General features: G+C 72.3%; 13 protein-coding genes. 8 read left to right on the top strand and 5 right to left on the bottom strand.

Going from position 1 to position 15,871, the window contains the following annotated elements:
* Window positions 1–263 precede the first annotated feature (263 nt).
* Together AC3E6M_RS15050 and AC3E6M_RS15045 are read right to left on the bottom strand one after the other, a co-directional pair.
* A complete protein-coding gene (locus tag AC3E6M_RS15050) occupies window positions 264–2,348 on the bottom strand; it encodes a YhgE/Pip domain-containing protein (protein WP_490530413.1) in 2,085 nt (694 codons plus the stop codon).
* The gene (locus AC3E6M_RS15045) at window positions 2,345–5,242 is read right to left on the bottom strand and encodes an MMPL family transporter (RefSeq protein WP_490530411.1); all 2,898 of its coding nucleotides are present in this window, start codon (window positions 5,240–5,242) and stop codon (window positions 2,345–2,347) included. Before AC3E6M_RS15045 ends, AC3E6M_RS15050 begins: the two co-directional genes overlap by 4 nt.
* 126 nt (window positions 5,243–5,368) lie before the next feature.
* On the opposite strand from AC3E6M_RS15045, the gene AC3E6M_RS15040 reads away from it, so the two are divergent.
* Entirely contained in the window at window positions 5,369–5,995 is a 627-nt protein-coding gene (locus AC3E6M_RS15040) for a TetR/AcrR family transcriptional regulator (protein WP_138174262.1), read from the top strand.
* Here AC3E6M_RS15040 and AC3E6M_RS15035 read toward each other — a convergent pair.
* On the bottom strand, window positions 5,982–6,983 hold the full coding sequence (locus AC3E6M_RS15035; protein WP_490530410.1) for an o-succinylbenzoate synthase: 1,002 nt from the start codon (window positions 6,981–6,983) through the stop codon (window positions 5,982–5,984). The two genes, AC3E6M_RS15040 and AC3E6M_RS15035, sit on opposite strands and share 14 nt — an antisense overlap.
* Window positions 6,984–7,030: 47 nt before the next feature.
* Between AC3E6M_RS15035 and AC3E6M_RS15030 the strand changes: the two genes are divergently transcribed.
* The 4 genes from AC3E6M_RS15030 to AC3E6M_RS15015 are packed head-to-tail and all read left to right on the top strand — an operon-like array spanning window position 7,031 to window position 10,898.
* Complete coding sequence (locus tag AC3E6M_RS15030; RefSeq protein WP_490530409.1) at window positions 7,031–7,828, top strand: LLM class F420-dependent oxidoreductase; 798 nt, start codon at window positions 7,031–7,033, stop codon at window positions 7,826–7,828.
* 4 nt (window positions 7,829–7,832) lie between these two features.
* Window positions 7,833–8,735: a 1,4-dihydroxy-2-naphthoyl-CoA synthase gene (locus tag AC3E6M_RS15025; protein WP_490530408.1), complete on the top strand. Its 903-nt coding sequence runs from the start codon at window positions 7,833–7,835 to the stop codon at window positions 8,733–8,735.
* 28 nt (window positions 8,736–8,763) lie between these two features.
* On the top strand, window positions 8,764–9,915 hold the full coding sequence (locus AC3E6M_RS15020; RefSeq protein ID WP_490530406.1) for an AMP-binding protein: 1,152 nt from the start codon (window positions 8,764–8,766) through the stop codon (window positions 9,913–9,915).
* A gap of 11 nt (window positions 9,916–9,926) precedes the next feature.
* The gene (locus AC3E6M_RS15015; RefSeq protein ID WP_490530405.1) at window positions 9,927–10,898 is read left to right on the top strand and encodes a 1,4-dihydroxy-2-naphthoate polyprenyltransferase; all 972 of its coding nucleotides are present in this window, start codon (window positions 9,927–9,929) and stop codon (window positions 10,896–10,898) included.
* 20 nt (window positions 10,899–10,918) lie between these two features.
* On the opposite strand, the gene AC3E6M_RS15010 is transcribed toward AC3E6M_RS15015, so the two are convergent.
* Window positions 10,919–11,230 (bottom strand): DUF4229 domain-containing protein, encoded by a 312-nt coding sequence (locus AC3E6M_RS15010; protein ID WP_138174274.1) that lies wholly within the window; start codon window positions 11,228–11,230, stop codon window positions 10,919–10,921.
* A gap of 75 nt (window positions 11,231–11,305) precedes the next feature.
* Between AC3E6M_RS15010 and AC3E6M_RS15005 the strand changes: the two genes are divergently transcribed.
* Genes AC3E6M_RS15005 through AC3E6M_RS14995 form a run of 3 tightly spaced genes read left to right on the top strand, consistent with a single transcriptional unit; the run spans window position 11,306 to window position 14,424 of the window.
* Complete coding sequence (locus tag AC3E6M_RS15005) at window positions 11,306–11,734, top strand: PLD nuclease N-terminal domain-containing protein (RefSeq protein WP_138174276.1); 429 nt, start codon at window positions 11,306–11,308, stop codon at window positions 11,732–11,734.
* A 2-nt stretch (window positions 11,735–11,736) separates the two neighbouring features.
* Window positions 11,737–13,512 carry a 2-succinyl-5-enolpyruvyl-6-hydroxy-3-cyclohexene-1-carboxylic-acid synthase gene (menD, locus tag AC3E6M_RS15000; protein ID WP_490530404.1) on the top strand — a complete coding sequence of 592 codons (1,776 nt, stop codon included), beginning with the start codon at window positions 11,737–11,739 and terminating at the stop codon, window positions 13,510–13,512.
* A 54-nt stretch (window positions 13,513–13,566) separates the two neighbouring features.
* Complete coding sequence (locus AC3E6M_RS14995; protein ID WP_490530403.1) at window positions 13,567–14,424, top strand: polyphosphate kinase 2 family protein; 858 nt, start codon at window positions 13,567–13,569, stop codon at window positions 14,422–14,424.
* A gap of 3 nt (window positions 14,425–14,427) precedes the next feature.
* Here the strand turns inward: AC3E6M_RS14995 and AC3E6M_RS14990 are convergent, their stop codons facing one another.
* Entirely contained in the window at window positions 14,428–15,705 is a 1,278-nt protein-coding gene (locus tag AC3E6M_RS14990; protein WP_490530402.1) for an isochorismate synthase, read from the bottom strand.
* Window positions 15,706–15,871: the final 166 nt, after the last annotated feature.

Raw genomic sequence — 15,871 nt, 5'->3', positions numbered from 1 at the left:
GAAACCGGGGACCGTGGGGGTTTCGGGCGCACGTCTGGTGGCGGGGCTGCCCCGAACTCAGGAGTTTCGGCCGGGGTCGCGGCATCCCGCTGGCCACGCGTGGGGGCCGAACTCCTGAGAAACGGAGGCCGTGGCGGTCGCGGCCACGGGCACAGCGCCTCACGGCTCGAAACCCAGGAGTTCGGCCGCCGAGTACGCCCCGACTGCGCGGCCCGGGCTGGGCGGTCGACACCCCGCCGCCACCGCCCCGACCGCGCGCCCGCCTACGCGGGCTGGGCGGCGGCGCGGAGCGATGCGGTACGACGACGGACCACGACGAGGGTCGTCACGATCAGCGCGAGCGCGGCCCAGACGACCAGACCCACGATTCCCGCGCCCACCCCGCCCGAGGAGGCGAGGGCGCCGAGCATCGACGCGTACGCCGGGGAGGTCGGCAGAAGCGAGGCGAGGCCCGCGAGCACCGGTGGGACGGTCGAGACGATGTTCGCCGCCAGGGCCAGGGCGCCTACGATCGCGGCGATCCAGCGTCCGGCGCCCCCGAAGAGGGCGACGAGCGCCTGGTTCACTGCGGCGAAGGCGACTCCGGCGACGACGCACACGAGGGCGAACAGCGCCCAGTCTCCCCAGTCGAAGCGGGATGCCACCTGCACGACGCCCGCGACGAGCAGCCCCTGCACGGCGCCGATGATCGCGGCGGGGGCGAAGCTGCGGAGGGCGACGAGCCCCGACGCGCGCCGACTCGTGAGCGATCGCGCCGACACGGCCTGGAAGGCGACGTACGAGGCCACGCCGCCGAACCACAGCACGGCCATCGCGAGCAGCGGCACGGCGGCGGTGCCGAACAGCGAGTCGCTGACACCGTTCGCCGACACGGGGTCTGCGACGATGGCGGCGAGGCTCTTCGCTTGCGCGTCGGTGTAGGTGGGCAGCTGCGCGACCGCAGTGTCGAGGCCGTCGGCGAGGGATGACGTGCCCGAGGCGACCTGCTGCACGCCGTCGGCGAGCTGGCCCGCGCCATCCTCGGCCCCGGAGGCTCCGGATGCCACCTGGGCGGCGCCGCTGCTGAGGCCCGCCGCACCCGTGCCGAGCTGGCGTATGCCGTCGGCGACCTGGCTCGCCCCGCCCGCGAGGCCGTCGATGCCGCCGGCGATCGTGTAGAGACCGTTCGCCGCCTTCGTCGCGCCCCCGGCGAGGCCCCGGGCGCCGTTCGCGAGCTGCTGGTTCGCTTCCGCGATCGACCTGATTCCGGCGGGGAGCTGCGCGGCTTCACCGGCGAGCTCGCCGATCTGCGTCACGGTCGCCGTCGCCTGCGGCAGCGCCGCGTTCGCGTCGGCGGCGGCGGCGCGCAGGGCATCGCACTGCGCGGGGGTGCCCGTGCAGTCGTCGGCGGCCTTCTGCAGCGCGGCCGCGGCCTTCACGAGCGCGTCGTTCACCTGGGGAGCGGCTTTCGACAGGTCGGTCGCCACCTGCGCGAACTGCGGCGGGATCCGGTCGGCGAGGGCGTTGACGTTGGTGGCGAGCGCCTGGTTGCCGTCGGCGATGCCGTTCGCGCCCCCCGCCAGGTCACCGACACCCGCGGCGGCTTCGCGCGTGCCACCGGCGAGGGCCGTCGCGCCCCCCGCGACCTGGGCCGCGCCGTCGGCGAGCGGACCCGTTCCCGCGGCCAACTGCTGCGCGCCGGTGGCGAGTTGCCCGGCGCCGTTCGAGAGCTGCCCGAGTCCATCCTGCAGACCGGTCGCGCCCGTGGCGGCCTGGCCCGCGCCGTCGGCGAGCTGGTGCGCGCCGCTGGCCGCGGTGCCTAGCTGTTGGCCGAGCGTCGTGAAGCCGAGGAACACGTTGGTGAGGTACTGCGAGGACAGCTCGCTGCCGAACACCGTGGAGGCGGTGGTGGCCAGCTGTGCGGTGATCGCACCGTCGACCACTCGCGCGTTCGGTGCCGTCTCGACGCCGATCGTCGCGCGTTCGGGTGTCTCACCGGGGCGGGTGGAGAGGGCGGCCGAGGTGAAGTTCTCGGGGATCGTGACGACGGCGGTATAGGTACCGTCCTCGAGACCGGCGGCGGCGTCCGCGTCATTGGAGATGACCCAGTCGATGTTGCTCGGCTGGTCGTCGGCCCCCTTCACGAGGCCGCCCGTCAGCTGACGGCCGAGTGGCACGAGCTGGCCGTTCAGTTCGACCGCCTTGTCGTCGTTGACGATCGCGGCGGTGATGTTGTCGAGGCGGTCGGTCGGGTTGTACAGCGCACCGACCAGGATGCCGCCGATCACGGCGGGGAGCAGGAGCACACCGATCAGCGTGAGCCAGGTCACGGGGCGGCGCGAGCGGGAGCGCTCGACGGGGACGGTCATGCGAACACCTCGGAGGGATCGGGGGAGGACTCGGGGGCCGGGCGATGCCGGTGGGGCGCAGGCAGCGCGAGCGAGGTCACATCGGGCCGATGCGCGTCGGAGAGGAGGGCGAGCGCGCGGCGTTCGTCGCGGGCCGACACGACGAGCGTGAAGGCCGACCCGGCGTCGTCGTTGCGCTCGCGCGCCTCGACGGCGGCGCGTCGCAGCGTCTCGGCGATGTCGGCGCGGGCATCGGCGTCCAGCCGATCGACGTCGCACAGGACGGCGAGGCGGGTCCGGCCGGCGACGGCGCGGGCGACCTCGTCGACGGCGGTTTCGGCGTCGTCCAGCAGCGCCACACCGACGCGCGAGCGCACGGCACCCGCGCGTTCGGGGAGGAGGAGCCCGTCGACGCGCAGGCGACCCTCGAGCGTCGACAGGCGGCCGGCGAGTGCGAGCAGCAGCGGGCGGGTGACACGCGTCTCGCCGGTGACGAGGAGCGTTCCGCCGTAGCCGAGGCGCAGGTTCACGTCGGCGAACGCGGGTTCGGCGTCGTCGGAGGCCGGGGTCGCGCGCAGGTCGTCGGCGGCGATCGCGATGGAGGGCTCGCTCGGCCAGTCGGACAACCCCAGTTCGCGTTCGACGGCCTCACCCTCGACGTCGAGTTTCGGGAGCAGTCGGTCGAGCCAGCGCGGCATCCACCAGGCCTTCGCGCCCAGAAGGGCGAGCACGGCGGGGACCAGGGTCATGCGCACGAGGAACGCGTCGACGGCGACGCCGACAGCGAGGCCGAGGGCGATGGGCTTGAGGCTCGAATCGCCCTCGGGGACGAACGCGACGAACACCGAGAACATGATCACGGCTGCGGCCACGACCACACGCGCTGAGCCCACGAATCCGCTGCGGACGGCGCCGAGGGCCACTTCGCGCGGCGTGCGACCTTCGCGGTCGGCGTGCACGTAGTCCTCTCGCATACGCGAGACGAGGAACACCTGATAGTCCATCGCGAGGCCGAACAGCACACCCATCACGACGATCGGCATGAAGCTGATGACGGGGCCGACCTTGGCCACGTGGAGCGCGTCGGCGAACCACCCCCACTCGAACACCGCGGCCACGACGCCGAAGGACGAGGCGACCGACAGCAGGTAGCCGGCCGCGGCGGTCAGCGGCACCCAGATCGAGCGGAAGACGATCATGAGGAGGATCAGCGAGAGACCGACCACGAACACACCGAAGGGGAGGAGCGCCGCTCCCAGCTGATCGGAGATGTCGATCGTGACGGCGGTGTAGCCGGTCACCAGCAGCCGCACGCCGAACTCGTCGTACAAGCGGTCCTCGGCGGCGCGGAGCTCGCGCACGAGGTCGGCGGTGCGCGGGTCCTCGGGGCCGGTCTCGGGCACGATCTGCACGATGCCGGTGTCGGCGGTCTCGTTCGGGGTCGCCAGGGCCACCTCTGCGACGCCGGGGATCTTCGCGACCTCGTCGCCGATGTTCTGCATCAGGGTGAGCGGATCGTTGGAGGTCACGATCGTCCCGGTCATGATGAGCGGGCCGTTCGCGCCCGGGCCGAAGTATTCGTCGGTCAGTTCGTAGGCGGTGCGCGCTTCGTTGCCCGGGGTCAGCTGGCCGGCGGTCGGGAGGGTGAGGGCGAGGCTGCCGGCGGGGATGGCTGCCACCCCGAGAAGTCCGATCACGGCCACGGACGTGACCACGGGATGCCGCGTCACCAGACCCACCCAACGGCGGGCGGGGCCGTTGCGCGCGGCCCGGACCTTCTGGGCGGCGATCTTCTCTCCGCGGTCCGCGGCGGCGGCCGCGAGGGCGTCGGTGTCCTCCTGTGCGGACATCCCCCGACGCCGGCGCGCGCTCGTGCGCTTCTTCGCGAAGCCCCAGCCGACGACGCGCCCCTTCGCGAACCCGAGGAACGCGGGCGTCAGGGTCAGTCCGATGCACACGGCGATCGCGACGGCGACCGAGGCGGCGACGCCCATCGTGGTCAGGAACGGGATGCCGGCGAAGCCGAGGCCGATGAGCGCGATGAGCACGGTGATGCCGGCGAACACGACGGCGGATCCGGCCGTACCCGTGGCCCGCGCGGCGGATTCCTCGGGGTCCATCCCGCCGCGCACTTGGTCTTGATGTCGCGACACGATGAACAGGGCGTAGTCGATGCCGACCGCCAGCCCCAGCATCACCGCCAGCAGCGGGGTCGTGGAGGAGACGGTCGCGAAGCCGGTGGCGATGAAGATGAGTGCGACCGAGAGCGCGACACCGAGGATCGCGGTGGCCAGCGGCATCCCGGCCACCAGGAGCGACCGGAACGTCAGCATGAGGACGATCGCGGCGATGACCACGCCGAGTGCTTCGGTGATGCTGGGCGCGGGGAGTTCGGTGGCGAAGAGCTGGCCGCCGAGCACGGTGTGCGACCCGGAGGGCAGGTCGGTGCCGAGCGTGGCGCTGAGCTCGCGCAGGCCGTCCTCGGTCGCGGCGGGAACGGCGGTGGACTCGCCGGAGAACTGGATGCGGATGATCGCCGCGCGGCCGTCGTCGGACACGCCCCCGGAGACCCGTTCGTCGAAGGGGTTCGTCACGGCCTCGACGAAATCGAGCTTCTGGATGTCGGAGACGGTCGTGCCGATGGCATCCTGATATCCCTGGTCGCGCACGGTCGTGCCGTCCGCGGAGACGACGACGATGTCGGCGCTGGCCCCGCTGACCTGCGGGAACGTGCGAGAGAGCATCTCGAGACCGGCTTGCGACTCGGTACCGGGGATCGCGAAGGTGTTGTCGGTGCCCTTGGCGAACAGGGCGACTCCACCCCCGGCGAGGACGAGGATGAGCAGCCAGGCCGACAGGACGCGCCACGGGTGCCGGAATGACCAGCGGCCCAGGGTGTACAGGAATGTGGACACGGTGGCTGCTCCCGGAAAGTCGGCGGATGGTCGATACAGCACCGTATCGGATACAACAATGTATCGTAGTGACTCGGGGTGGGCATCAACCTGAGTCTCGCCCGTGAAGCCAGAAGGAGTCGGGGCATGACCGACACGGCACCGGCGCCGTCGCGTCGACGCGAGAACACCCGCACGCGCCTGATGGATGCCGCGGCCCAGATGTTCGCCGAAGAGGGCATCGACGCCTCATCGGTCGAGGCGATCTGCGAACGCGCCGGATTCACCCGTGGTGCCTTCTACTCCAACTTCGCGTCCAAGGAGGAGCTCTTCCTCGCCCTGTGCGAACGCTCCGGCGAGACGACGCTGTCGGCGGTCCGCGAGCGCATCGAGTCGCTCGAGGTACGCGGCCTGGATGCCGACATGGAAGTGCGCAACCTCGTGCAGGAGGTGCTCGAGGTCGCCGGACACGATCGGCTGGACGTGCTGCTGGGCGCGGAGATCCGCATGCAGGCGCTGCGCAACGCCGACTTCGCCGAGGCCTATCTCGCGCTGGACCGGGGGCTGTCCGACAACGTCTCGCACCTTATCCGCGACGTCGCCCACGCGCGCGGCCTCGCGCTGCGCGTGCCCCTCGACGAAGCGACGGATCTGCTGCTGTCGACGTGGGTGTCGGTGTCGGAGCACGCGCTCATCACGCGAAGCGACCCTGACGGCGCACGCCGCGATCTCGCCCACCGGCTCTCGCACATCGTGGCGCTCATCCTCGAGTGACGTCCGCCTCCAGGATCCGGTAGCACCGCGCGAGCCGCTGCAGCCACCAGTCGCACCGATCGGCGGGAGCCTCGACGCGGTCGAGCCCGGACGTCGTCGGGAACGGACGCGTGACCGCCAGGGCGCCTGCCCGGGGGCGCAAGGGCTCGGCGACGACGTCGGCGGTGAACAGGGCGGCGGTGCCCAGCCCGCAGTCGTACTCCAGCTCGGGCAGCGCGGCGGCGAGGGCGAGCCCCATCGACAGGCCGATCGAGGTGTCCAGGGCGCTGGAAACCACGGCGGGCAGGCCGGCTTCCGCCACGATCGCGATCGCCGCGCGCACGCCGCCCAGCGGCTGCGCCTTGATCACCAGTAGGTCGGCGGCGCCGGCCCGGGCCACGCGTAGCGGGTCGGCGGCCTTGCGCACGCTTTCGTCGGCGGCGATCGGGATGTCGAGGTAGCCGATGCGCTCGCGCAGCTCCGCGAGCTCCTCGACCTCGGCGCAGGGCTGCTCGACGTACTCGAGGTCGAATCCGGCCAGGGCGTGGACGGCGCGCTCGGCCTCGTCGACGTTCCAGCCGCCGTTCGCGTCCACCCGCACGCGGCCCTCGGGACCCATCGCCTCGCGCACCGCCCGCACCCGCGCCACGTCGTCGGCGAGCACCTGACCGGGCTCGGCGACCTTCACCTTGGCCGTGCGGCATCCGTCGTACCGGGCGAGCACCGCGGCGACCTCTGCCGCCGCCACGGCGGGCACGGTCGCGTTGACGGGGATGCTCGCGCGCACCGCGGGGGGAGCGGGATGCCATCCGAAGGCGATCGCGGCCGCCAGCCACGTCGCCGCCTCGGCGTCGTCGTACTCGACGAACGGGGAGAACTCCGTCCATCCCTCGGGGCCCTCGAAGACGACGGCCTCCCGGGTCCGGATGCCGCGGAAGCGGGTCGCGAGCGGGAGGGCGACGACCCGCGCCGTGGCGAGGACGTCGGAGAGAGGGGGGAGCGGGCTCATCGTCCCATCCTGGCCTCCGTCCGGAGCCCCGGGAATAGGCTGGGCCCATGCTCTTCGACACCCCGGTCCGGCTCGGCGTCCAGATCCAGCCGCAGCACGTGCAGTATTCCGACATCCGCGACGCCGTCCTCCGTCTGGAGGAGATGGGCGTGGACGTCCTGTTCAACTGGGACCACTTCTTCCCGCTCTACGGGGACCCCGACGGCGAGCACTTCGAGGCGTGGACGATGCTCGCCGCGTGGGCCGAGCAGACCGAGCGCGTCGAGTTCGGCGCCCTCGTCAACTGCAACAGCTACCGCAACGCCGACCTGCAGGCCGACATGGCCCGCACGATCGATCACATCAGCAAGAAGGGCGGCGACACCGGCCGCTTCCTCTTCGGCACCGGCTCGGGCTGGTTCCAGCGCGACTACGACGAGTACGGCTACGACTTCGGCACCGCCGGCTCGCGGCTGAACGCCCTCGCGAGCGACCTCGACCGCATCGTCGAGCGCTGGGGAAAGCTCAACCCCGCCCCCACGCGCAAGATCCCCGTCATGATCGGGGGCAAGGGTGAGCAGAAGACGCTGCGCATCGTCGCCCGGCACGCCGACATCTGGCACAGCTTCGTCACCCCCGACGAGCTGCCGCATAAGTTCGACGTCATCCAGCGGTGGGCCGAGACCGAGGAGCGCGACCTGTCCGGGCTCCTCGTCTCGAACGAGCTCAAGGACCGTGACGAAGACATGGCCGACGCCCTGTACGACGCCGGAACGCGTCTGTTCACCCTCGGCTTCTCGGGCCCGGAGTGGGACTACTCGCTCATCGAGCGCTGGCTGGCCTGGCGCGACAGCAAGAACGCCTGATCCCATGACCGTCTCCGACATCTTCGACCCGGCGGAGTGGACCTTGGCGCCCGGTGCCGAGGACTACACCGACATCACGGCGCACGTCACGCACGACGGCCGCATCGCGCGGATCGCCTTCGACCGGCCGGAGGTGCGCAACGCCTTCCGCCCTCATACGGTCGACGAGCTGCACCGGGCCCTCGACATCGCCCGGCAGGATCACCGCATCGGCGTCGTGCTGCTCACCGGCAACGGCCCGAGTCCGAAGGACGGCGGGTGGGCGTTCTGCTCCGGCGGCGACCAGCGCATCCGCGGACGAGACGGCTACAAGTACTCGGACGACGAGACCGCGGTCGCCGACCACGGTCGCGCGGGACGCTTGCACATCCTCGAGGTGCAGCGGCTGATCCGCTTCATGCCGAAGGTGGTCATCGCGGTCGTCCCCGGGTGGGCCGCGGGCGGTGGGCACTCGCTCAACGTCGTCTGCGATCTGTCCATCGCGAGCGCGGAGCACGCGCGTTTCAAGCAGACGGATGCCGATGTCGGCTCGTTCGACGCCGGCTACGGTTCCGCGTACTTCGCCCGGCAGATCGGGCAGAAGTTCGCCCGCGAGATCTTCTTCCTCGCGGAGGAGTACTCCGCCCAACGCGCCTACGAGATGGGGGCGGTCAACCGGGTCGTGCCGCACGCCGATCTGGAGCGCGAGGCGCTGGCGATGGCACGGACGATCCTCACCAAGTCGCCCACCGCCGTGCGCATGCTGAAGTTCGCGTTCAACGCCGTCGACGACGGACTCGTCGGGCAGCAGATCTTCGCCGGCGAGGCCACGCGTCTGGCCTACGGCACCGATGAGGCCGCCGAGGGCCGCGACTCGTTCCTCGAGAAGCGCGACCCCGACTGGTCCGACGTCCCGTGGCACTACTGAGCCCCGGATGCCGCGGCCCGGTGCTCCCGTGAGACTCGAGGCGGTGGCATCCGAGGATCCGCGCGACGTCCTGCGGACGCTCCGACACGCGGTCCTCGGGGCCGGGCCCGCCGTGAGCCTCGGCGGGGGGACGGATCTGCCGGCCGAGGTGCCCGCCGGCACCGCCGTGGTCATCACGACGTCGGGGTCGACCGGGGTGCCCAAGTCCGTCGCGATCGGCCGCAACGCGCTCATCGCGAGCGCGTTCGCGACCGCCGCACGGATCGGCGATGGCGCGTGGCTGCTCGCTGTGCCGGCGACGTACGTCGCGGGCGTCCAGGTGCTGGTGCGGGCGTTGGCGGCCGGGCGCGAGCCCGCCGTGCTCTCCGGTGCCTTCCGCCCCGAACCCTTCGCGGCCGCGGCCCTCGGGATGGCCTCGTACGAGAACGGCTCCCGGGTGCCCACCTACACCTCGCTCGTGCCCGCGCAACTGCAGCGCCTGCTGGATGCGGCCGAGACCGACGCCGAGGTCGCCCGGGCGCTGCGGTCCTTCGAGCGCATCCTCATCGGCGGTCAGGCTCTGCCCGTCTCTCTGCGCGAACGCGCCGACGCCGTCGGGGCGCGGATCGTCCGCACCTACGGATCGACCGAGACGAGCGGCGGGTGCGTCTACGACGGCGTCCCCCTGGACGGCGTCGACCTCGCGATCGTCGACGGCGAGGTGCGCATCTCGGGTCCCACCCTCGCCGACGGATACGTGGGGGATCCCGACCGCACCGGGGAGGTGTTCCCGACCGATGCCGCGGGCGTCCGGTGGTACCGCACCGGGGACGGCGGCGAACTGGTCGACGGCGTCTTGAGGATCACGGGCCGTCTCGACAACGTCATCGTGTCGGGCGGCGTGAACGTCTCGCTCGACCGCGTCGAGGCCGCGGTGCGCGCGCTCCCCGGGATGGAGTCGGCGGTGGTCGTGCCCGTCGCCGACGAGCGGTGGGGCCAGGGATCGGCGGTCGTGGTCGCGGGAGCGCCCGGCCTCGACGAGCAGGTGCTGCTCACCCGCGTGCGGGAGGCGGTCGCCGCGGCCGTCGGCGCGGTCGCCCGCCCGGCACGCGTCATCACGATCGACGCGCTGCCGCTGCTGACCTCGGGCAAACCCGACCGGGCGGCCCTCCGGCGTCGGTTCGGCTCCGCCAGGAATTAGGCTGTCCCTCCGTGGCAGCACAGTCTCGCAAGCGTTCGCGTCCCGCACCGAAACGACGTCCCGGCGGAAACCCCCAGAAAGCGCAGCGTCCCGCGCCGCGGGCAGCGACCCCCGCGACGGCGCGCGACTGGATCGCGGCCGCGCGGCTGCGCACCCTTCCGCTGGCGGTCACGCCCGTCCTCATCGGCACGGGGGCAGCGACACTCGTCGACGACCGCTTCCACTGGGTCATCGCCCTGGCGTGCCTCGCGCTGGCGTTCGCGCTGCAGATCGGCGTGAACTACGCCAACGACTACAGCGACGGCATCCGCGGGACCGACGACGTCCGTGTCGGACCGGGCCGGCTGACGGGCGGCAAGAAGGCAAAGCCGCGAACGGTGCTGATCGTCGCGCTGTCGTTCTTCGCCCTCGCCGCGGTCATCGGTCTCGCGCTCGTGATCCGCACCGGACAGTGGTGGCTCATCGCGGTGGGGGCGGCGTGCATCGTCGCTGCCTGGTTCTACACCGGAGGTAAGCGCCCGTACGGCTACAACGCGCTCGGCGAAGTGTTCGTCTTCGTCTTCTTCGGACTCGTCGCGACCCTCGGCACCACGTGGCTGCAGGTGCAGTCGCTGACGCAGGAGGCGTGGTTCGGCGCGGTGGCGGCGGGCCTGCTGGCCTGTGCCGTGCTGCTGGCGAACAACCTGCGCGACATCGACCAGGACCGTCTCGCGGGCAAGCGCACCCTCTCGGTGCTCATCGGCCGCCGGGCCACGCAAGCGCTGTTCACGCTGTTCGTGCTCGCCCCCTTCGGCATCGCGGTGTTCCTCGCCCTGGTGTATCCCGTCGCGTGGCTGACCCTGATCGCCCTGCTCGGCGCACTAGCGGCGACCCTCATCGTGTGGACCTACCGCGCACCGCGCGAGCTCGTCACGGCCCTGCAGGTGACGAGCTTCACGTCGGTCGCGTACGGCGCCCTGCTCTTCTGGGCGTTCGTGGCCTGAGCGGGCACCGGCCCGGGCGTTCAGCGGGCGGCGTCGGGCCGTTCGTCGCGCGTGGCGTCGACGGCGGCATCCTCGGCGTCGGCGTCCGCCTCGGCCGCGGTGCGGCGGTTCGCCGCGCGCCGTGCCTCGCGGCGGTCGGCGAGGTCGCCGGTCACCTGGTCGAGGGGGCGGCGCAAGAACAGCAGCGACAGGCTCAGGCCGATGAGGGCGGCGAAGACCGCGGCGAGCCACGGCAGCTCGCGGAAGATCGGAAAGAGCAGCAGCACGCCCAGCGGCACGAGGAACGCCAGCAGACGCAGCACCGTGTAGACCAGGGCGGAACGGGCACGCATACCCCCCACTCTACGACCGCCGCCTCAGGCCCCGGCGCCCGGCCCGTGTCCAGGCAGCACACGTAGAATCGGTGCATGGCACGCCTGCTGCTGATCCTGGCGCTCGTGGCGACCGCGTTCTGGGTCTACACGATCGTCGATTGCGCCGTCCAACCGGCCGCCCGCCACCGCGGGGTCAGCAAGCCCGCGTGGATGGTGATCGTCATCGTGCTGCCGGTGCTCGGTGGCATCCTGTGGTTCGTCATCGGTCGCGGCCGTGCGGGTCGCCCGCTGCTGCGCCGCGCCCCCGACGACGACCCCGAATTCCTCGGCGGCCTCTCCGCTCGCGCCCGAGCCGATCAGGACGAGCGGATCCGCCGGCTCGAAGAAGAGCTCGCGCAGCTCGATTCCGAGGCCGACGACCCGCGGGACACGCCCCCGGCGCCGGGCCCGAACACGGACGGCCCCGGCGGCAAGCCGGGCACGGACGACGACGGCCGCGGTCAGCGCGGCGCCGTCGGCTGACCGTGGCACCGACCGAACGGGGTGCCTCGGCCCCGGCCACCGACGCGGCCGCCGCCCTCCTGGCGGGCCTGGTCTCGCGCGGCGTGCGTCACCTCGTCGTCAGCCCCGGATCCCGCTCGCAGGCGCTCGCGCTCGTCGCCGCCGACCTCGAGCGAGCCGGTCTCGTGCGCCTGCACGTGCGCATCGACGAACGCGTCGCCGGGTTCACCGCCCTCGGCATCGCTCGCGAGAGCGGGATGCCGGCCGCGGTGATCTGCACGTCGGGCACCGCCGTCGCCAACCTCCTTCCCGCCGTCCTCGAGGCGCACCACGCGGGGGTCCCGCTCCTGGTCCTCACCGCGGACCGCCCGCCCGAGCTGCGGGGCATCAGTGCGAATCAGACGACGCGGCAGCCGGGCCTGTTCCGCGCGGCCGTCCGGTACGAGGCCGATCTCCCGGTCCCCGAGAAGGTGGATCCGGATGCCACGGCGAAACAGACCGCCGATTTCGACGCCGTCGCGGCGACGGCGCTCGCCGCGGCCCTGGGCGAAGGCACCCGCGCCGCCGGTCCGGTGCACCTGAACATCCCTCTCCGCGAGCCGCTCGCCGGAGCGTCCCCCGAGTGGCTGATCGCCCGCGCCGCACGTCCGGCTCCCGTCGACGCGGTCGCCGACGACGAGGCATCCGGGGCCCTGTACCAGGGCGGGGGCGGGATCGGCATCGCCGACGTGCCGCCCGAGCCCGAGGCCGCCTTCGCCCTCGTCCCGGGGCCGCGGACCGTCGTCGTCGCCGGAGCGGATGCCGGGCCCGCGGCCGAGGACCTCGCCCACCACGGCGGCTTTCCCCTGGTGGCCGAGATCGTCAGCGGCGCACGGTTCGGGCGCCACGTCGTCCATTCGTACCGCGCTCTGCTCCGCGCCCCGGGGCTGGGCGACCGCATCGAGCGCGTCGTCGTGTTCGGCCACCCCACCCTCAGCCGTGAGGTCACGCACCTCCTCGGTCGCGACGACGTGGAGGTGATCGCGGTGCGAGGTCCGGGCGAGCCGGTCAACCTCAATGGCGCGACGCACGCGGTCGACGCGGTGCAGGCGACGGGCGAGGCCGACCGGGTGTGGCTGGGGGAGTGGATGCGCGCGTCGCGCGCCGCCGCGGTCGACCTGACCCCGCCCGCCCCCGATGCGGACGGGCTGTCGTCCGCGGTGCCGCACGAGCGATTGGGCGCCCTCAACGCCGAGGTCGAGGTCATCCGGGCCCCCGTCGATCGGGCGGCCCTCGTGGACGCGCTGTGGCGGGCGACGTGGCCGCACGACCGGCTCGTGTTCGGTTCGTCGCGGCTCGTGCGGGTCGCCGACGACGTGCTGGGCGGCAAGAAGGTCGCGGTGCACGCCAACCGCGGGCTCGCCGGCATCGACGGCACGATCGCGACCGCGACCGGGGTGGCCGTGGCCAGCCAGGACGGCGAGCGTCCCGGCGTCACGCGCGTCCTGCTGGGCGACCTGGCGTTCCTGCACGACGTCGGCGCGCTGCTCCTCCCGCCCGGTGAGCACGAGCCGCGCCTGCAGGTGATCGTCGGCAACGACGGCGGGGGCACCATCTTCGACGGGCTCGAGGTCGCCGCCGTGGCCGGTGACGACGTGATGCGCCGCGTGCAGTACACCCCCCAGAACGCCCGGCTCGAGCAGCTTGCGCTCGCCTACGGGTGGGAGTATCGCCGCGTGACCACGCGGGTCGCGCTCGACCAGGCTCTCACCGCGCCCGCGGGTGGACGACAGCTCATCGAAGTGCCGCTCGAGCGCTGAGCCGGGGGCCGTCAACCTCTGGCGCGGCACGCTCCCACCCGCCACGATGTGACGATGAGCACGCCGAACCGCTGGTCCACGCCCGTCGCCGACGCCCTCCGCGTCGCGCCGGGCTTCCGTCTCGCCGACATCGACACCCGGTCGACCCCGGGGTACGACGGCGACAAGGAGCACGGAAAGGCCGACCTCGATGCCGGCGTCGAGCCGCTGTCCGACCTGCAGGAACGCCTCTTCGCGCAGAGTATCGCCGGAACGGCCACCGGATCGGTGCTGCTGGTGCTCCAGGCGATGGACACCGCGGGCAAGGGCGGCATCGTCAAGCACGTCGTCGGTTCCGTCGACCCGCAGGGGGTCGAGCTGGCCTCGTTCAAGAAGCCCACGGCCGAAGAACTGTCGCACGACTTCCTCTGGCGCATCCGCAAGCGCCTCCCGGATGCCGGTCGCCTCGGTGTCTTCGATCGATCGCACTACGAGGACGTGCTGATCGGGCGCGTGCGCGAACTGGCGCCCGCCGACGAGATCGAGCGTCGCTACGGCGCGATCACGGCCTTCGAAGCCGAGGCCGCCGAGCTCGGCATCCGGGTGGTCAAGGTCATGCTGCACATCTCGAAGGAGGAGCAGCGCGACCGTCTGGCCGCACGCCTCGACCGCCCGGACAAGCACTGGAAGTACAACCCGTCCGACGTCGACGAGCGCGCCCTTTGGGACTACTACATGGATGCCTACCAGGTGGCGCTCGAACGGACCTCGACGCCGCTCGCCCCGTGGCACGTCGTGCCCGCCGACCGCAAGTGGTACGCGCGGCTCGCCGTGCAGCGGCTGCTCATCGACGCCCTCGCGGACATCGACCCGCAGTGGCCCGCGGCCGACTACGACATCGAGACCGAGAAGCAGCGCCTCGCGGCATCCTGAGTCCTACGCGAGCGCCTCGACGATGGGCCGGAACTTCACGCGTGTCTCGAGCAGCTCCGACTCGGGCACGCTGTCGGCGACGATCCCCGCGCCGGCGTAGGCGGTGATCGGGGCGGTCGGAGACGACGGCGCGGCGGGATCGATCTGCGCGCACCGCAGGGCGATGGCCCACTCGCCGTCGCCCGAGGCGCCGATCCAGCCGACGGCTCCGGCGTAGCGCCCGCGGTCGAACGGCTCCAGGCGTCGGATGACTTCCATCGCCGTGGCGGTGGGGGTCCCGGCGACGGCCGCGGTGGGGTGCAGCACGGCGACGAGATCGAGCGAGGATGCCGCTTCGGACAGCTCTCCCTCGACGTCGGTGGCCAAGTGCCAGACGTTGGGGAGCTTCAGGGTGAAGGGCTCCTCGGCGGCGGCGAGTGCCGACGTGTGCGGGCGGAGGGCCGCCAGGACGCTCTGCACGGCGAAGCGGTGCTCTTCCTGGTCCTTCGCGCTTTCGGTCAGTGCGAGCGCGGCGGCGACGTCGCTGTCGGCGTCGCCGCCGCGCGCGGTCGTCCCGGCGAGCACCCGGGCGGTGACCGTGCCCCGGGACACGGTGACGAGGGTCTCGGGGCTCGCACCGATCAGGCCGTCGACGGCGAACACCCAGCAGTCGGGGTACCCCTCCAGCAGCGACCGCGCGAGACGGCGCAGGTCGGATCCGGCGGGGACGGTGCCGACGATGTCGCGGGCGAGCACGACCTTCCGGACCTCACCCACTCCGATCGCCTCGACGGCGTGGTGCACGGCCTCCTGGTATCCCTCGGCGGTCTGCCTCCCGGGACCGAGCGTGGCCGACCAGTGCGGACCGAACGGGGAGCGGGGCGGCAGCTCGGGTTCGGGCTCGTCGGGGGTGTCGGCGAAGGCCAGCCGCGTGACCCACGCGCGACCGCCGTGGCGTCCCACGATCGTGCCGGGAACCCGCAGGACGCTCTCGCGCGCCGAGCGGGGGTCGAAGACGAACGACCCGAATGCGACGAGACCTGTTCCGGGGAGGTTCACCGGGTCATCGACCTCGGCGGCCGCGGCGATCCGCCGCCAGCGGTCTGCGATCGTCGTGTCACCCGGCTGAGAGCCGGTGTAGCGGATCGTCAGCAGGTCGCCGAAACCCGCGAGGGACTCGCCGCGGCGACTCCAGAACAGGGGGTCGTAGCCGGTGGTGTAGTCGAGCACGTCGTCCATCGGCGGCAGTTCCCGCGTGACGACGCGCAGACGAGGCACGGTGTCGTCCGCCGGTTGCTGCACCTTTCCACAGTAGACCGCCACTGAGACTCGCGGCATGAGCTCCCGTCGTGATCGGCTCGCGGTCGGCACCGTCCGTTCTGGTGCCGACCGCGACTGCGATTATTGGGGTGAGCTCACGCCTCGGTTCAGCACGACGGCTGCAGCAGGTAGGTGACGGCGTTGTATG

The sequence above is a fragment of the Microbacterium sp. SCPM-O-B-15248 (M128) genome, from assembly GCF_058214835.1.
The sequence above is the reverse complement of the archived record's forward strand: the minus strand, read 5'-3'. Positions and strand labels throughout refer to the sequence as shown.

Excerpts from the sequence above, each read along its gene's own strand:
- AC3E6M_RS15010 (WP_138174274.1), bottom strand. The coding sequence starts at position 11,230 with ATGCGTGCCCGTTCCGCCCTGGTCTACACGGTGCTGCGTCTGCTGGCG.
- AC3E6M_RS15050 (WP_490530413.1), bottom strand. The coding sequence starts at position 2,348 with ATGACCGTCCCCGTCGAGCGCTCCCGCTCGCGCCGCCCCGTGACCTGG.
- AC3E6M_RS14995 (WP_490530403.1), top strand. The coding sequence starts at position 13,567 with ATGAGCACGCCGAACCGCTGGTCCACGCCCGTCGCCGACGCCCTCCGC.
- AC3E6M_RS15035 (WP_490530410.1), bottom strand. The coding sequence starts at position 6,983 with ATGAGCCCGCTCCCCCCTCTCTCCGACGTCCTCGCCACGGCGCGGGTC.
- AC3E6M_RS15040 (WP_138174262.1), top strand. The coding sequence starts at position 5,369 with ATGACCGACACGGCACCGGCGCCGTCGCGTCGACGCGAGAACACCCGC.
- AC3E6M_RS15025 (WP_490530408.1), top strand. The coding sequence starts at position 7,833 with ATGACCGTCTCCGACATCTTCGACCCGGCGGAGTGGACCTTGGCGCCC.
- AC3E6M_RS15030 (WP_490530409.1), top strand. The coding sequence starts at position 7,031 with ATGCTCTTCGACACCCCGGTCCGGCTCGGCGTCCAGATCCAGCCGCAG.
- AC3E6M_RS15005 (WP_138174276.1), top strand. The coding sequence starts at position 11,306 with ATGGCACGCCTGCTGCTGATCCTGGCGCTCGTGGCGACCGCGTTCTGG.